The 15,842-nt window shown below is 42.0% G+C and carries 13 protein-coding genes; 11 read left to right on the top strand and 2 right to left on the bottom strand.

What is annotated here, in order from left to right; translation table 11 throughout:
• Positions 1-19 precede the first annotated feature (19 nt).
• The 6 genes from T426_RS0100785 (at position 20) to uvrC (ending at position 8,465) form a co-directional block, all read left to right on the top strand.
• A complete protein-coding gene (locus T426_RS0100785) occupies positions 20-3,298 on the top strand; it encodes a coiled-coil domain-containing protein (protein ID WP_025862633.1) in 3,279 nt (1,092 codons plus the stop codon).
• Positions 3,288-3,698, top strand: coding sequence for an ATP-binding protein (locus T426_RS0100780; RefSeq protein ID WP_025862632.1), 411 nt, complete (start codon positions 3,288-3,290; stop codon positions 3,696-3,698). The genes T426_RS0100785 and T426_RS0100780 overlap by 11 nt, the downstream gene beginning before the upstream one ends.
• 2 nt (positions 3,699-3,700) lie before the next feature.
• The gene (gene ybeY, locus T426_RS0100775) at positions 3,701-4,123 is read left to right on the top strand and encodes an rRNA maturation RNase YbeY (protein WP_025862631.1); all 423 of its coding nucleotides are present in this window, start codon (positions 3,701-3,703) and stop codon (positions 4,121-4,123) included.
• 12 nt (positions 4,124-4,135) lie between these two features.
• A complete protein-coding gene (gene mnmG / locus T426_RS0100770) occupies positions 4,136-6,022 on the top strand; it encodes a tRNA uridine-5-carboxymethylaminomethyl(34) synthesis enzyme MnmG (RefSeq protein ID WP_234406334.1) in 1,887 nt (628 codons plus the stop codon).
• A 67-nt stretch (positions 6,023-6,089) separates the two neighbouring features.
• On the top strand, positions 6,090-6,623 hold the full coding sequence (locus T426_RS0100765; RefSeq protein ID WP_036984095.1) for an adenine phosphoribosyltransferase: 534 nt from the start codon (positions 6,090-6,092) through the stop codon (positions 6,621-6,623).
• Between the two features lie 9 nt (positions 6,624-6,632).
• The gene (uvrC, locus tag T426_RS0100760) at positions 6,633-8,465 is read left to right on the top strand and encodes an excinuclease ABC subunit UvrC (RefSeq protein ID WP_025862628.1); all 1,833 of its coding nucleotides are present in this window, start codon (positions 6,633-6,635) and stop codon (positions 8,463-8,465) included.
• 27 nt (positions 8,466-8,492) lie between these two features.
• Here uvrC and lplA read toward each other — a convergent pair whose 3' ends face one another.
• Positions 8,493-9,473, bottom strand: coding sequence for a lipoate--protein ligase (lplA, locus tag T426_RS0100755; protein ID WP_025862627.1), 981 nt, complete (start codon positions 9,471-9,473; stop codon positions 8,493-8,495).
• 104 nt (positions 9,474-9,577) lie between these two features.
• On the opposite strand from lplA, the gene dtd reads away from it, so the two are divergent.
• From dtd to deoC, 3 genes are read left to right on the top strand one after another with little or no spacing between them, the layout of a single operon-like run.
• The gene (gene dtd, locus T426_RS0100750; RefSeq protein WP_025862626.1) at positions 9,578-10,030 is read left to right on the top strand and encodes a D-aminoacyl-tRNA deacylase; all 453 of its coding nucleotides are present in this window, start codon (positions 9,578-9,580) and stop codon (positions 10,028-10,030) included.
• Positions 10,031-10,366 carry a nucleotide pyrophosphohydrolase gene (locus tag T426_RS0100745; protein WP_234406333.1) on the top strand — a complete coding sequence of 112 codons (336 nt, stop codon included), beginning with the start codon at positions 10,031-10,033 and terminating at the stop codon, positions 10,364-10,366. It abuts the gene before it with no gap.
• A 16-nt stretch (positions 10,367-10,382) separates the two neighbouring features.
• Positions 10,383-11,249 carry a deoxyribose-phosphate aldolase gene (gene deoC, locus T426_RS0100740; protein ID WP_025862624.1) on the top strand — a complete coding sequence of 289 codons (867 nt, stop codon included), beginning with the start codon at positions 10,383-10,385 and terminating at the stop codon, positions 11,247-11,249.
• Between the two features lie 56 nt (positions 11,250-11,305).
• On the opposite strand, the gene T426_RS0100735 is transcribed toward deoC, so the two are convergent.
• Complete coding sequence (locus tag T426_RS0100735; protein ID WP_234406332.1) at positions 11,306-12,322, bottom strand: polyprenyl synthetase family protein; 1,017 nt, start codon at positions 12,320-12,322, stop codon at positions 11,306-11,308.
• Positions 12,323-12,589: 267 nt separating this feature from the next.
• Between T426_RS0100735 and T426_RS0100730 the strand changes: the two genes are divergently transcribed.
• Positions 12,590-12,892, top strand: coding sequence for an ArsR/SmtB family transcription factor (locus T426_RS0100730; RefSeq protein WP_025862622.1), 303 nt, complete (start codon positions 12,590-12,592; stop codon positions 12,890-12,892).
• A gap of 153 nt (positions 12,893-13,045) precedes the next feature.
• Positions 13,046-15,835 (top strand): DNA polymerase I, encoded by a 2,790-nt coding sequence (gene polA / locus T426_RS0100725; protein ID WP_027585147.1) that lies wholly within the window; start codon positions 13,046-13,048, stop codon positions 15,833-15,835.
• Positions 15,836-15,842: the final 7 nt, after the last annotated feature.

Genomic DNA, 15,842 nt, shown 5'->3' with positions numbered 1-15,842 from the left:
AGTACGGAACTTTGGTGCAATGAAGGATTGGAAGGAAATACAGCAAATTTACCAGAGGCTTTGCAACCTTTACTACCGCAATAAGACACTGTTGGGCATAGTTCGGTTCGTGGTCGCAATGGGCGGAATGTTTTTTCTTTTCATTGGATTACAGTACGTTTACTACTTTGGTTCCTGGGTAAGGACATTCCTTTTTTACCTCTTTATTTTGCTTTTTCTTTCCCTGTTGATTTTATGGGTTATTAGGCCTTTGGCGCAGCGATTTCGATTTATTCCGGGTGTCAAAAGGATGGAGGTTAATAATATTCTAAAATCTCAATTTCCTGCGATAGCTGATCGGTTCATCAATATGCTGGAATTGGTTGATGTGTTTAAGGGAAATGATTCTGGTAATGAATTAACGGAGGCCAGTATTCAACAGAAATTGAATGTCGTCAAGCAGTTTCCATTGGCAGATGCCTTTCGTTTTGTTTTGCCCCGCGCCGAAAAATGGAGCCTAATTTTCTTAGCTAGTGTTGTTTTATTGGTTGGTATAGGTAAGTCAAATTTTGTTTCCAAAGGATTCTTTCAATACACGCATTACCGTCAGGAGTTTTCGCCTTCGCCTGATTTTACATTCGTTTTATTGAACGATTCACTCGCCGTAAAGAAAGGAAGTTCCTTTAAAATTGAGGCTCGATTGCAAGGGAGGAACTTTCCGGAGCAACTCAATGTCGTCATGAATGGAAACCGGATGGCGATGAAGGTTAATGGAGACGGTTCGTTTAGCTATTCTATCGGGAATGTGTACCATGATTTGCAGTTTCAGCTGAATGGAGGCAACTATTACTCAAGCGTATACCATATCAGGTGTTTGCCGGTACCCCTTGTTCGCTCATTTTCCCTGGAGGTTGTTCCACCTGGTTATACCGGATTGAAGAAGTTTGTTTTACAAAATCAAGGTGATGCTGAAGTTCCTGTTGGGAGCCATCTGTTTTGGACGGTAAATTCCGTTGATGCAGATTCGTTGTTTTTGTCCTTTGGTAAATTATTGCAGCCGATGAAAGAGGGAATAAGGAATTCGTTTAGCGTTGATTCATCGGTTAGTTCTCAAATGGAATACTTTTTCCGCGCAAGCAATCAATACTTTACAAACGATGGATTAGTTTATAATCTGAAGATTTTGAATGATGAATCGCCTACGATAGCGGTAAATCAGGTTCAGGATACCGTGAATCTTACTTCCTTTTATTTTCATGGCGGTATCTCTGACGATTATGGAATAAAGAATGTGAGATTTCATGTTGCTGGCGGTGAAATTGATACCGGTTTAAATGTGGCTATTCATACCAACCGAAATCCACAGGATTTTTTCTATGGATATAATTTCAGCAGCATGAAACCTGGCGTTTATCGATATTGGTTCACAGTGGCTGACAATGACGTACTGCATCATTTTAAAGAGAAGCAAAGCAAAGTTTTCACTTTTCGTTTTCCTGGTTTTAAGGAAATTGAGTTGCAAAATAAAAGCGGGTATAGCCAGCTTCAGGAAAACTTAACTGAAGGTAAAGAGGTAACCCGGAATATTCAGCAGGATTTTGAGAAGATGCGTAGACAAATGCTCAACGGTCAGTTAACTGATTGGGAAAAGAAGCAGATAACCGAGGGAATCAAAAAGCAGAGCGGCCAGCTACAACAACTGATGCAAAATGTAAGTAATGAAAACCGCCGGTTGAATAATCTTTCCAAAAATTTCTCTCAATTGTCTCCTGTGTTGTTACAGAAGCAGAAACAGGTCGAGCAGTTGATGGACCAGTTGTATTCCGATGAGTTGAAGAAGTTATTTGATGAGTTTAATTCGCTGCTCAATCAGTTTGATCAAAAGAAATTCGATGAATTGACAAAGGATTTAAACTATCGGCTGGATGATTTGAATAAGCAGTTGGATCGCAATATTGCGATGTTGAAGAAAATGCAGGTGGAAAAATCCATTCAGGATATTCAGAATAATTTGGAAAAGTTGGCAAACGGACAACAGAAATTTTCTGATGATGTGAAGCGGTCTTCACATATGACTACCGATTCATTGAGGAATATGTTACGGCAGCAAAGTGAAGAGATTCATCAAACTTTTTCGGCACTTGACTCAGCCGCGCATCAAAACGAAGAGTTGGACAGACCTTATTCGATCAATAAATCAGGTTCTCTGCAGAATAAAATCAGCAAAGATTTGAATACTCTTTCTGATATGGATGGAAAAGGGAAACGACGGCAACAGAGTGAGATCTCCGAACGTATCGCACGATCGTTGAAACAGATGGCAAACAATTTGAAAAAGAGTATGTTGTCTTCTCAGATGGAGATTGATTGGGTTCAAATCAGGCGATTACAATATTTGGCTGCGAATATTCTGACTTTTTCTTTTGAGCAAGAAAAGTTGATGATGGATATGACCGGTGTTTCGGCATTGGATCCTTCGTTGACAAGTTACCTGGATAAACAGAAAAATCTTGTTCAGTTCGAAGCTCAGTTACGAGACACGCTGTATTTATTGTCGAAACAAGCGCCGCAGATTAATGCGCAAATTGGTAAAGAATCCCTAAACTGGAAGTTTTACACGGATAAGGCACTTTCCAATCTGGAAGAGAGCCAATACCCAAAAGGAAGGGTAAATCAGCAATTTTCGATGGCCTCTGCGAATAATCTGGCTCTTTATTTATCGGAAGCGCTTCAGCAGGTTATGGATATGATGAAGAATGCACAACCTGGCGATGGAAGCTGCAATAAACCTGGGGGAAATGGTAGTTCGATGCCTGGACTAAAGGCTATTCAAGATAAGTTGAAGAAGCAGATGCAAAGCATGATGAATGATTTGAAGAATGGTGTAAAACCAGGAAATGCACAAATTGGGAAAATGTTGATGCAGCAAGAGATTCTTCAACAGGCTATTCAGGAACAGGTATTGAAAGGTAATTTGGGGCCGGATGTGGAAACCCAATTAAAAGAGGCACAACGGTTGCTTAATCAAAATCGGAATGATTTGTTAAGTAAAAACGTTACCCAACAGACTGTTAACAGACAAAATCTTATCTTTGAACATTTATTGGATGCCAGAAATGCCAAAATGCAGCGAAATTCCGACAATGAAAGGGAGTCCGAAAGTGCAAAAAATCAATTGGTTAGTCATCCAAAGAGCTACTTTAACAACGATAAAACGAAAGAAAATGAGTTTGACATAATGTCTAGCTCTGCGTGGAGAATGAACTATTTCTATCGTAAAAAGTTTAATTCTTATCTAAAGAACATTAATGGTCAGTAACATAATCAAACGACAACTACAGATTGATTCCCGCATTGAAGAATTGAAGACATGCCTTCGGGTTTGTCATGATATGCGTGATTCATTGTCGCTTGATTGTGATACCTACTTTTCTTTTCAAACTTCGTTGCTTGAGGCTGTTCAGAATGCTATTATCCATGGAAATAAAATGGATGACAGTAAGAAGGTCACGATCAGCTTAACGGTAGATGACTCTGTCATTGAGGTTCTTATCGAAGATGAAGGGAATGGTTTTGATCCCGATTGTATTGCCAATCCTACCTGTGGCGATAATTTGATAAAAGAGAACGGAAGGGGAATATTCTTTATTAAAAACCTTTGCGATGATTTTCAGGTTATCGGTAAAGGGAATATCGTCAAATTAGTAATCCGGATTTAGCTGTGAATATCGAATTTTACAATGAAGATGTGGTGTTACCCCATCTCGATACTGAACGCGTAAAAAAATGGCTTCTTTTCATTGCAGGAAAGCATGAAAAAGAAGTTGGCGAGATTAGTTACATCTTTTGTAGCGATTCGTATCTACTGGAGGTAAACAGGCAATATCTCGATCATGATTATTTGACGGATATTATTACGTTCGATTATACAGAAGAGAACACGGTTTCTGGTGATGTTTTTATTAGTACTGATCGCGTAGCCGAAAATGCTGTTGAATTCAATGTTTCTTATGATGAAGAGTTGCTGCGTGTCATTTCGCATGGCATTCTTCATTTGATCGGATTTAATGACAAAAATGAAGCCGATCAGGAAGTGATGACGCAAAAGGAAAATGAGTCAATTTTAGATTATCATAATATTTAAATTTTAGATGTGATGACAATGCTGCCAAAATATGATGTGATAGTGGTTGGAGCCGGACATTCCGGTAGTGAGGCTGCAGCAGCAGCAGCAAATTTAGGTTCGAAGGTTTTATTGATAACTATGGATCTAAACAAGATTGCGCAAATGAGTTGTAATCCTGCTGTTGGAGGCATCGCTAAAGGGCAAATAGTTAGGGAGATAGACGCGCTTGGTGGCTATATGGGAATTGTAACTGATAAGAGTACAATTCAGTTCAGAATGTTAAACCGCTCTAAAGGGCCTGCAATGTGGAGTCCCAGGGCTCAGTGCGACAGGATGCGATTCTCAGAGAATTGGAGAACCGTTTTGGAGGGCATTCCGAACGTTGATTTCTGGCAAGGAACTGTAAAAGATTTGATTTTTGAAGGAAATAAGGTTTCAGGAGTTCGGACAGAGTTAGGCGTTGAATTTTTTGGGAGGGCGGTTGTCTTGACAAACGGAACTTTTTTGAACGGTTTAATGCACTTTGGAAAAACCCAAATTGAAGGGGGGCGTATTTCAGAGCCTTCTTCAAAAGGTATGTCCGCTCAGCTTTTCGATTTCGGATTTAAGGTTGGACGGATGAAGACTGGAACACCGGTTCGGATAGATGGCCGCTCTATTAATTTTAGTAAATTACAGGAGCAGGCCGGCGACAAAGTTTATGGGAAATTCAGTTACCTCACGGAATCTGATAATAGTTCGTTAAAGCAGAAAAGTTGTTTTATTACATATACAAACAAGGAAGTTCATGAAGAACTTTCCACCGGATTTGCATTTTCTCCGCTGTTCGACGGAAGTATCGGGGGGCTGGGGCCAAGATATTGTCCGAGTATTGAAACCAAGTTGGTAACGTTTGCCGATAAGGAAAAACATCAATTGTTTCTGGAACCCGAAGGTGAGAGCACCATTGAATATTATCTGAACGGATTTTCTTCTTCATTGCCCTGGGATGTTCAGATCAAAGCCATCCACAAAGTGGAAGGTTTAGAGAATGCGCGGATACTGCGACCTGGTTATGCCATTGAATATGACTATTTCGATCCGACCCAGTTACATCATACCCTTGAGACTAAGATGGTCTCTAATTTGTACTTTGCAGGACAGATTAATGGAACGACGGGTTATGAGGAAGCAGCGGCTCAAGGTATCATCGCAGGAATCAATGCCCATTTGAAAATTAATGGTGAGGAACCATTCACGTTAAGTCGGAACGAAGCCTACATTGGCGTGCTGATAGACGATTTGGTAACAAAGGGAGTTGATGAGCCATATCGCATGTTTACCAGTCGCGCAGAGTATCGGATTCTTCTTCGCCAGGATGATGCTGATATTCGATTAACTGAAAAAGCTTATAGACTTGGCCTGGCAGACGAGAAGCGTTATGCACTGTTGGAGGAGAAAATATCCTTGCGGGATAAAGTGATTGAGTTCTGCAAAGAGTATTCTGTCAAGCCACAATATATAAACGAGCTTCTTGAGTCAAAAAATACAGCACCGCTTAAGCAAGGAACAAAATTGTTTAATCTGGTTCTGCGGCCGCAGCTTAGGATTTTCGATTTACTGGGAACGGTTCGAGGATTGAAACGATTGTACGAATCGTTACCAGAGGATAGGAGAGACGAGATTTTGGAGTCCGCTGAGATTCTCATGAAATATTCCGGATACATCGAAAGAGAGAAAGGGATTGCTGATAAATTGAGCCGGCTTGAGAATATCGATATCACTGGTAAGTTCGACTACCTTTCGTTGGAATCACTGTCTACTGAAGCAAGGCAGAAATTGGATCGGATTCAGCCCGATACGATTGGGCAGGCTAGTCGAATTTCAGGGGTTTCGCCAAGTGATATTAATGTACTTTTGGTGCTTTTAGGACGATAATGTTCCACGTGGAACATAAAAATAGATATTGCAGACTTATTGATTTTCCTACAATTAAAGAGATAAAATGACTAAAATTAATTTGGATGTTGTACAGGCATCTATCAGAAATATTCCCGACTTTCCGAAGCCGGGAATTCAGTTTAAGGATGTAACCACTGCATTTAAAGAGCCTGAGCTTTTCCGCTTTATTGTGGAGGAGACTGCCGCTCATTATCGTAACCTCGGAATAACCCGAATTGTGGGAGTGGAGTCCCGTGGATTTATTTTGGGTAGTGCCTTGGCTTATGAATTGGATGCCGGTTTTGTGCCGGTTCGTAAGCCTGGTAAATTGCCCGCCGAAACATATAAACAATCTTACGAATTAGAGTATGGAACCGATACGCTGGAGATGCATACCGATGCACTTTCTCCGGATGATGTGGTTTTAATTCATGACGATTTATTGGCTACAGGGGGAACGGTTGGTGCTACAATTGATTTGGTTCGTAAATTTGGGGTAAAGAAGATTTTTGTCAATTTTTTCGTTGAGTTAGATTTCCTGAAGGGGAGTGAAAAGATCGATAAGCAGGTACCTGTTTGGTCGTTGATTCATTTTTAAGCAGAGAATATGAGTGAGGAAAACCTGCGGAACGAACGATTGAAAGAACTGGTTCGGGTCCTTCCCGAATCTCCCGGGGTTTATCAGTATTTCAACTCCGATGGAAAAATCATTTATGTAGGTAAAGCCAAAAACCTTAAAAAGCGGGTTTCCTCCTATTTCACCAAACGCCACGATAACCGGAAAACAGAAATTCTGGTTCGGAAGATTGCCGATATTCAACATGTGGTGGTCGAGACAGAAGAAGATGCCCTTCTTCTGGAGAATAATCTCATCAAGAAATACCAGCCACGCTATAACGTCCTTCTCAAGGACGATAAATCATATCCCTGGATTTGTATCAAGAATGAACCTTTTCCGAGAGTGTTTTCTACCCGAAGAGTAGTGCGAGACGGTTCTCTTTATTTTGGCCCTTACACTTCGGTGGGAATGGTACGGACGATTCTGGATGTCATAAAACAACTGTACACCATCCGTACTTGTGGTTATAATTTGGCGCAGGAGAATATTGCTAAAGGTAAATTCAAGGTTTGTCTGGAATACCATTTAGGAAATTGTAAAGGTCCATGTGAGGGGTTTCAGGAAGAAGAGGAGTACAACGAGATGATTGCTCAGATTAAAAACATCCTCAAAGGAAATCTGAATTCGGTCACGTCGCATCTCAAATCAGTAATGGATGAGTATGCTTCTTCGTATGAATTTGAAAAAGCGGCGGAAATAAAATCGAAGCTCGATATCCTCGAAAAGTATCGTAGTAAGTCCACAATTGTTGGTGCTTCTATTACCAATCTGGATGTATTTTCTTTCGATGAAGATGAGAAATTTGGATATGTCAATTTCCTGAAAGTAGTCGATGGAGCCATTATCCAATCGCATACTATCGAAATGAGGAAGCGTTTGGATGAATCAAAAGAAGAGTTATTGGCACTTGGAATCGTCGAAATCCGGCAAAAAGTATTTTCTAACTCTCGGGAGATTGTGGTTCCTTTTTCTCCGGATACTGATTTTGATCAAATCAATTTTACGATTCCCCAGCGCGGAGACAAGAAGAAATTATTAGAGCTTTCGCAGAAAAATGCACGGTTTTACAAATTGGAAAAACGAAAACAACAATCGCTTCGCAATCCTCAAAACAAAGTGGACCGTATCATGGAAACCATGAAGACTGATTTGCGATTGAAAGAGGCGCCGGTTCATATCGAGTGTTTCGATAATTCCAATATCCAGGGGAATTATCCGGTGGCATCGTGTGTTGTTTTTCGGAATGGAAAACCAGCTAAAAGAGATTACCGACATTTCAATATTAAAACAGTAGAAGGTCCAAACGATTTTGCCTCGATGGAGGAGATTATATTTCGTCGCTATCGTCGGTTGTTGGATGAGGAGAAAGAACTGCCGCAACTAATCGTGATTGATGGGGGAAAAGGACAACTGGGGTCTGCATTGAATGCTTTGGAAAAACTCGATTTAAGAGGAAAAATCAGCATAATTGGTATTGCAAAAAGGCTGGAGGAAATCTTTTTCCCGGGTGACAGCGTTCCTATTTACCTCGATAAAAACTCAGAGACCTTAAAGATTATTCAGCATTTGCGCGATGAAGCACACCGTTTCGGAATTACCTTTCACCGCAATAAACGTTCTGCAGGTTTTATTAAATCAGAACTGGATAATATCCCAGGTGTCGGCCCTAAAACGGTTGAAGCACTTTTGAAGGAATTTAAATCTTTGGAACAAATAAAAAGCCGTTCGGTAGAAGAAATTGCTGGAGTGATTGGGCAGTCAAAAGCTGAAAAGGTGATTTCTTACATTAAATCAAATCGCAGTAAATCAGTTAATAAATAAATATTACTTGAATTTTTAGTAGCTAAACTAAAGAAAAAGGTTCAGCAATTCCTCCATTTTTATACTCTTCAGCTCATTTTCCTTCAAAAACTGCTGTAATTTCTCTTTTATATCTTTTCGTTCGTGGAAGGTATCCATCAATTTCCCGGAAAGAGCTTTCACCAATTCGGCCGGTAAAATCTCACTCTTTAATTCCACCGTTTTAATCCTGCCTTTCTCTATTTTCAGGCTAAGTGAAGCAGTTTTTCCTGAAACTAGCCCGTCTTTCCGGAATACATATTTAGGAGAATAGCCATAGTTCCATTCCCATGTTCCGAATTTTTCTTTTTGCAATTGTTCGATCGCAGCTAATTCCTCGCCGGAAAAAGTATATGGTTTTGCATCGGGATTAACTTCACGGATATGTCCCAGAATTTGCAGTGTAAACTCTTCAATCGATGGAGGAGAGGAAAGAAATGAGGAAATATTGGCAACGCGCGAACGATTTGATTTGACTGCTTTATCCTGGAAAAACGAAGGATTTGATTTCAAAGCACTGGAAAGCCTCCCGATTTGGGAATTATAAAGCAATGTTCCGTGTGACAAAACCCGCTTTTTGAAAACATGCATAGCATTACCTGATATTTTTTTGCCGTTCACAAGCAAATCGTGCCGGCCCGAAAATGTTGCTTTAATGCCGATGGTGGCCAACGCATTTACAATAGGTTGGGTAAATCGTTTGAACGAGATATCCTCATTGGCAGCGATATTCCGGATAAAACAGAAGTTTAGGTTTCCTGAATCATGAAAGACAGTACCGCCACCCGATAACCGCCGAACCACCTTAATACCGTTAGCTTCCACATAATCGAGATTGATTTCTGAAAGCGTATTTTGATGTTTACCCACGATAATAGAGGGCTCGTTGATGTATAACAGGAAGAACTCCTCGGTGAAGTTCTTTAGCAAGTACTCTTCCGATGCAATATTGAAATACGGGTCATTCGACGACGAAACCAGGTAATACATAGCTTGATGTTTGTCAATACGCTGGCAAAAATAGGGTTTTGCACTCAATCTTGCTTCATACAGCAGTAAATCCTTAAATTAGTGCTCCAAAATTTGGAGGTATTATGCGTGTAGTCATTCAGCGGGTGAGCCGGGCTTCAGTAACCATAGATGGAAATATTAAGTCGCACATTAACAGAGGGTTACTTGTCTTATTGGGAATTGAAGAGGCTGACGGACAAGAAGATATTCAATGGTTGAGTAATAAAATTACTCAACTACGAGTATTTAATGATGACAATGATGTAATGAATCTTTCGGTTAAAGACGTTGGTGGAGAGATGCTTGTTGTTAGTCAGTTTACGCTTCACGCGAAGACGAAGAAAGGAAACAGGCCATCCTACATCACAGCAGCCAAACCGGAAATTTCTGTTCCGATGTACGAAGCTTTTGTGGAACAATTATCGAAAGATTTAGGTAAAGAAGTGCAGACCGGTGAATTTGGCGCGCACATGGACGTTGAGTTGGCGAATGACGGACCGGTTACGATTCTCATCGATACCAAAAACAAGGAATAAATGGAAGAACAGGTGACACTGCAGGAAGCTCAGAAAATGGTGGACGACTGGATCAAAAAGTACGGCGTCCGCTATTTTAGCGAGCTGACCAACATGGCTATCCTGACGGAAGAAGTGGGAGAATTGGCCCGCATTATTTCACGGAAATATGGAGATCAGTCATTCAAAAAAGGAGAAGATGGCAGTAAATTAGCCGACGAAATGGCCGATGTACTTTGGGTGCTACTTTGTTTGGCCAATCAAACCGGAGTAGACATTACTTCGGCTTTCCGTAAAAACCTGGAAAAGAAAACAAATCGCGATAGCGAGCGACATAAGAATAATCAGAAATTATAAACATAAAGTTATTAGAATGAAATCCATCAACGGTTTCGAACGCAAATTTGCGGACGAAGAAGTAAAAGAAGCCATTGAAAATGTGCAAAATAAATATGCTGGTTACCGTAATGACGAAACGCTGGAACTGGCTTTTTCCTGCATCGATCTTACCACGTTGAATTCAACGGATACCGAATCACGCGGAAAACAATTTGCCGACAATGTTTCCAATTTCAGTATACAATTTCCAGGCCTCGCTAATGTAGGAGCCATTTGTGTTTATCCGAAGCTGGTTCCGGTTGTCCGGAAAAATTTGAAAGCAGAGGGCGTAAATATTGCAGCGGTTTCAGCCGGCTTTCCTTCTTCCATGACTTTCGCTGATGTGAAGGTGATGGAAACGAAGAAGACAGTGGAGCTGGGCGCTGACGAAATTGACATAGTTATCTCCATCGGTGATTTTCTGGCCGGAGACTATGAGTTTGTTTTCGATGAAATCAAGCAATTGAAAGAAGCCTGTGGCGATGCTCACTTGAAGGTTATCCTGGAAACGGGAGCGTTAAAAACGCCGGAAGCAATCTGGAAAGCCTCGTTGATTGCGATGCATGCCGGTGCCGATTTCATCAAAACCTCTACCGGGAAAATGGAACCGGCGGCCACATTGGAAGCAGCCTGGGTAATGACAACGGCCATTCGTCACTATTCCGAAGAAACCGGACGAAAAGTGGGATTCAAACCTGCCGGCGGAATTTCGACAGCAGATGAAGCCCTACAATATCTGACAGTTGTGGACGAGGTGCTAGGCAAGGAGTGGATGAACAATCAACTCTTCCGAATTGGTGCCAGTCGATTGGCTAATAATCTGTTAACGGAATTGGTAGGAGAGGAAGTGAAATACTTTTGATTCCTGAAAAAGAATAGTGGCCCCGTAAAACGCCGTTTAAGCGCTTTTTACGGGGTTTATTTATTTCGGTCGGTAATGTAGTAGATGTATTGCTGAAGTGCCGTTTTAACGTCTGATTCGGGGTAATCAGCCAAAATATTTAGCGCTTTGTCTCGGTAATCGAGCATCACCTGGTGAGCATATTCAATTCCACCGTTTGCTTTCACGAAATTGACAACTTCCTCGATATTTTCGGCTGATTTGATGCGCTTCTTAACGATCTTCTGAATTTTTTTCGCTTCTCCGTTTTTCGACTGGCTCAAAGCATAGATGAGCGGGAGTGTCATTTTTTTCTCTCGAATATCATTCCCGGTAGGTTTACCCACCAGGTTGGTCTTTTCGTAATCAAACAAGTCATCTTTAATCTGGAAGGCAATTCCGGCAAATTCACCTAATTGCCGCATCCTTGAAATCACTTCTTTATCGGTACTAACCGAACTGGCACCTACTGCAGCACTGGTGGCGAGCAACGATGCTGTCTTTTTCCGAATAATTTCGAAATAAACTTCCTCATCGATATCCTGTTTCCGGGCTTTCTCAATCTGAAGAATTTCTCCTTCACTCATGTCACCTACTGCTTTGGAAATCAATTGAAGAAGGTCGTAGTCCTCGTGTTCGATAGACCACAGCATTCCTTTGGCCAGAATGAAATCGCCAACCAAAACAGCCAGTTTATTCCGCCAGATGGCGTTTACTGAAAAAAATCCACGGCGCTGGTACGACTCGTCAACTACATCATCGTGTACCAGCGTTGCCGTATGAAGCAATTCGATGGTCAGGGCAGCATGATAGGTTCGGGTATTGAATGTTCCGTTCAGCTTGGCTGTCAAAAAAACCAGCATGGGGCGCATCTGCTTACCCTTACGCCTGAGAATATAGTTAATAATGGAATTGAGCAGTGGAATATCCGTTTTCGTTGACTTACGGAAAAACGGCTCGAAACCTTTGAGCTCTTCAGCTATTGGATTCTTTATTTGATCAATCGAAACAGTTGGCATCTTTATCGTACTATCCTTATAATCCGCAACGTCCAAAGGTAAGAATTAATTTGATCTGCGAACGTCAACTTGTTTTGAAACTTTCTAAATTACTGATTATAAGTAAAATAGAATGCTTTTATAGATGATTCTTAAGCTTTGATATTCAATGTTTTATAACATATAATAGAATTAGCGGGAAAAAATAGCCAATGCCCTAAGCATGAACAAGGTGACACTCGCATAATATATTTATATATTTGCATCTTTGAATGATATATGATAGAAGTAACCTGAATGATAACTCGTTAAAATGCTTTTTGGATGAATATAACTGAACTTGAAAGCGAAAAACTGGAAAAAGCTGCCAATATGTTGAAAGCAATTGCGCACCCAATGCGGATTGCCATTCTCAGCTTTTTAGAGGGGGACACGAAACTTACCGTAACCGAAATTCACGAACGACTCGGAATTGAGCAGTCTACAACCTCGCACCACTTGGGAATTCTGAAAGATAAAGGAGTGCTTTGCTCGCAGCGCGATGGCAAAAACACCTTCTATTTTCTAAAACACGAAAGTCTGAGTAAACTGGTTGATTGCATTGGCCAGTGTACCTGCAGTGAATAAACAGCGAATTGCGATAACCACCGCCCTGCTTACCGGGGCGGTTTTTTTTTGCCTTTACTTTCCGTAGATTTGGCCATCTGAGCCCTGCCGATTACTTGACAAAGCAGGGACTTTACAGTAACTTCAATCCGATAACTCAAGAAAATCAATACGATGGCCGAAAAAAATCCGAAACGACTGTTTCTGCTCGACGCATATGCACTGATTTACCGCTCCTACTTTGCCTTCATCAAAAATCCGCGATATAATTCCAAAGGACTGAATACTTCAGCCATCATGGGATTTTTAAATACGTTGGAACAAATCTTAAAACAGGAAGATCCGAGTCATATTGCCGTTGCCTTCGACTTAAAAGCGCCAACTTTTCGGCACGAAATGTACGAGCCGTACAAGGCTAATCGCGAAGAAATGCCTGAGGATTTGCGGAAATCCATCCCTTATATCCGTCAGCTAATCGAAGCGTATCGTATTCCTATTGTCGAACGAGAAGGTTATGAGGCGGATGATGTTATCGGTACGTTGGCTAAATCGGCTGAAAAAGAGGGATACGAAGTGTTCATGGTAACTCCTGATAAAGATTACGCGCAGCTGGTTTCGGAGAACATTTTCATGTACAAACCCAAGCGTAGCGGAAACGATTTGGAAGTGTGGGGACTGAAAGAAGTGAGCGAAAATTTCCAGGTCGAAAAGCCGGAACAAGTCATCGATATCCTTGGTTTGATGGGCGATACAGCAGATAACATTCCCGGGTGCCCCGGTGTTGGTCCCAAAACAGCCATGAAATTGATAGCTGATTTTTCGAGCATCAATGGCGTTTATGAGAACATTGACAAGCTGAAAGGTAAACAGAAAGAGAAACTGATAGAGAATGAGGAGCAGGTTCGCCTTTCCAGGAAACTGGCTGTCATTATTCTGGATGTTCCCTTGGATGTCAAGCCGGATGGTTTGGTTCGTTTGGAACCGGATAAAAATATTTTACGGGACATGTTCAGTGAGCTGGAATTCCGCACATTGGCCAAACGCATTTTGGATGAGGAGGTACCTGTTCAGCAGGAGCAAAACTTCCAGCAAGGCACACTGTTTGGTGCGCCGGAACCGACGCAGGAGGTCGAAACAGCACCGGAAAATATTTCAGACATCAACTCAACCGATCATCAGTATTTCCTGATGGATACACCGGAATTGCGTGCCGATTTGCGTGCCGATTTGTGTGTATTAAAGGAATTCTGTTTCGATACAGAAACCACCGATATCGATCCGCACAACGCGCAGTTGGTCGGTATGTCCTTTTCGTGGAAAGATCACGAAGCCTTTTATGTCCCGGTTCCGGCCGACCAGAAAGAAGCACAGGCGCTGGTTGATGAATTCCGCTCCATTTTTGCCGACGAACGTATTGTAAAAATCGGGCAAAACCTGAAATACGACATCCTGGTAATGGGAAATTACGGCATCGAGGTAAAAGGAGAAATCTTTGACACGATGATTGCCCATTATCTGGTGCAACCGGAATTGCGCCATAACCTCGATTACCTGAGTGAGCTGTTCCTTGGCTACAAGAAAGTGGCGACTGAAGAACTGATTGGCAAAAAAGGAAAGAACCAGCGCTCCATGCGTGATGTAGCGGTTTCTCAAATAAAGGAATATGCCGGCGAGGACGCCGATATTACCTGGCAATTGAAACCAATTCTTGCCCGCGAGCTGGAGAAAACCGGCGTCGAAAAGCTTTTCCGCGAAGTAGAAATGCCATTACTGAAAGTGTTGGTTGCCATGGAACAGTCCGGTGTGAAAATCGACAAAGAAGCGCTCGACGCTTACGCCGAAACACTCCGTGAACAGATCATCAAACTGGAGAAAGATATTCATCAGCTGGCTGGCGAGGAGTTCAATGTTTCATCGCCGAAGCAGCTGGGAGTCATTTTGTTTGAAAAGCTGAATCTGGACAGCAAGGCGAAGAAGACGAAGACCAAGCAATATTCAACCAACGAGGAGACTCTTGTAAAGTTGCAGGATAGGCATGAGATAGTCGGAAAAGTACTTGAATATCGCGGCTTGAAGAAATTATTAAGTACTTACGTGGAAGCCTTGCCCAAGTTGATCAATTCCGGTACGGGAAAAATTCATACTTCGTTTAACCAGGCAGTTGCCGCTACCGGCCGTTTAAGTTCGAATAATCCGAACCTGCAGAATATTCCTATTCGCGATGAAAACGGGCGGGAAATCCGGAAAGCATTTGTTCCGTCTGATGACGAACATGTTTATCTTTCTGCCGATTATTCCCAGATTGAACTGCGCATCATGGCCGCCATTTCGGGCGATAAAGCCATGATTGAAGCATTCCGCAACGGCGAGGACATTCATGCGACCACGGCAGCGAAGATTTACGGTATTCCGTTGGACGAAGTCACATCCGACATGCGTCGTAAGGCCAAGACGGCCAATTTCGGCATCATTTACGGCATTTCTGCCTTTGGGCTATCCCAAAGGTTAAATATTCCCAGAACGGAAGCGAAACAGCTTATTGACGGCTATTTTGAGAATTTCAGTCGCGTGAAGCAGTTCATGGATGAACAGATTCACAATGCCCGCGAAAAAGGCTACGTGGAGACCCTTATGGGCCGGAAGCGTTACCTGCCCGATATTAATTCGAGCAATGCCGTCGTGCGTGGCGTAGCCGAACGAAATGCCATCAATGCACCGATTCAGGGTTCAGCCGCGGATGTCATTAAAGTCGCAATGATCAATATTCATAGGAAAATGCAGGAAAAAGGTCTGAAGTCGAAGATGATTCTGCAGGTGCATGATGAATTGAACTTCGATGCGCGAAAAGACGAATTGGAAGATCTGAAAAAGTTGGTCAAACAGGAAATGGAACACGCTTTCGAGCTGGAAGTACCACTGACGGTCGATATGCAGTCGGCTGACAACTGGCTCGAGGCACACTGATAAAATA

Origin of the sequence: Prolixibacter bellariivorans ATCC BAA-1284, assembly GCF_000621705.1 — a bacterium.
GTDB classification, from domain to species: domain Bacteria; phylum Bacteroidota; class Bacteroidia; order Bacteroidales; family Prolixibacteraceae; genus Prolixibacter; species Prolixibacter bellariivorans.
Note: the sequence above shows the minus strand (reverse complement) of the source record. Positions and strands in the feature narration are given on the sequence as shown.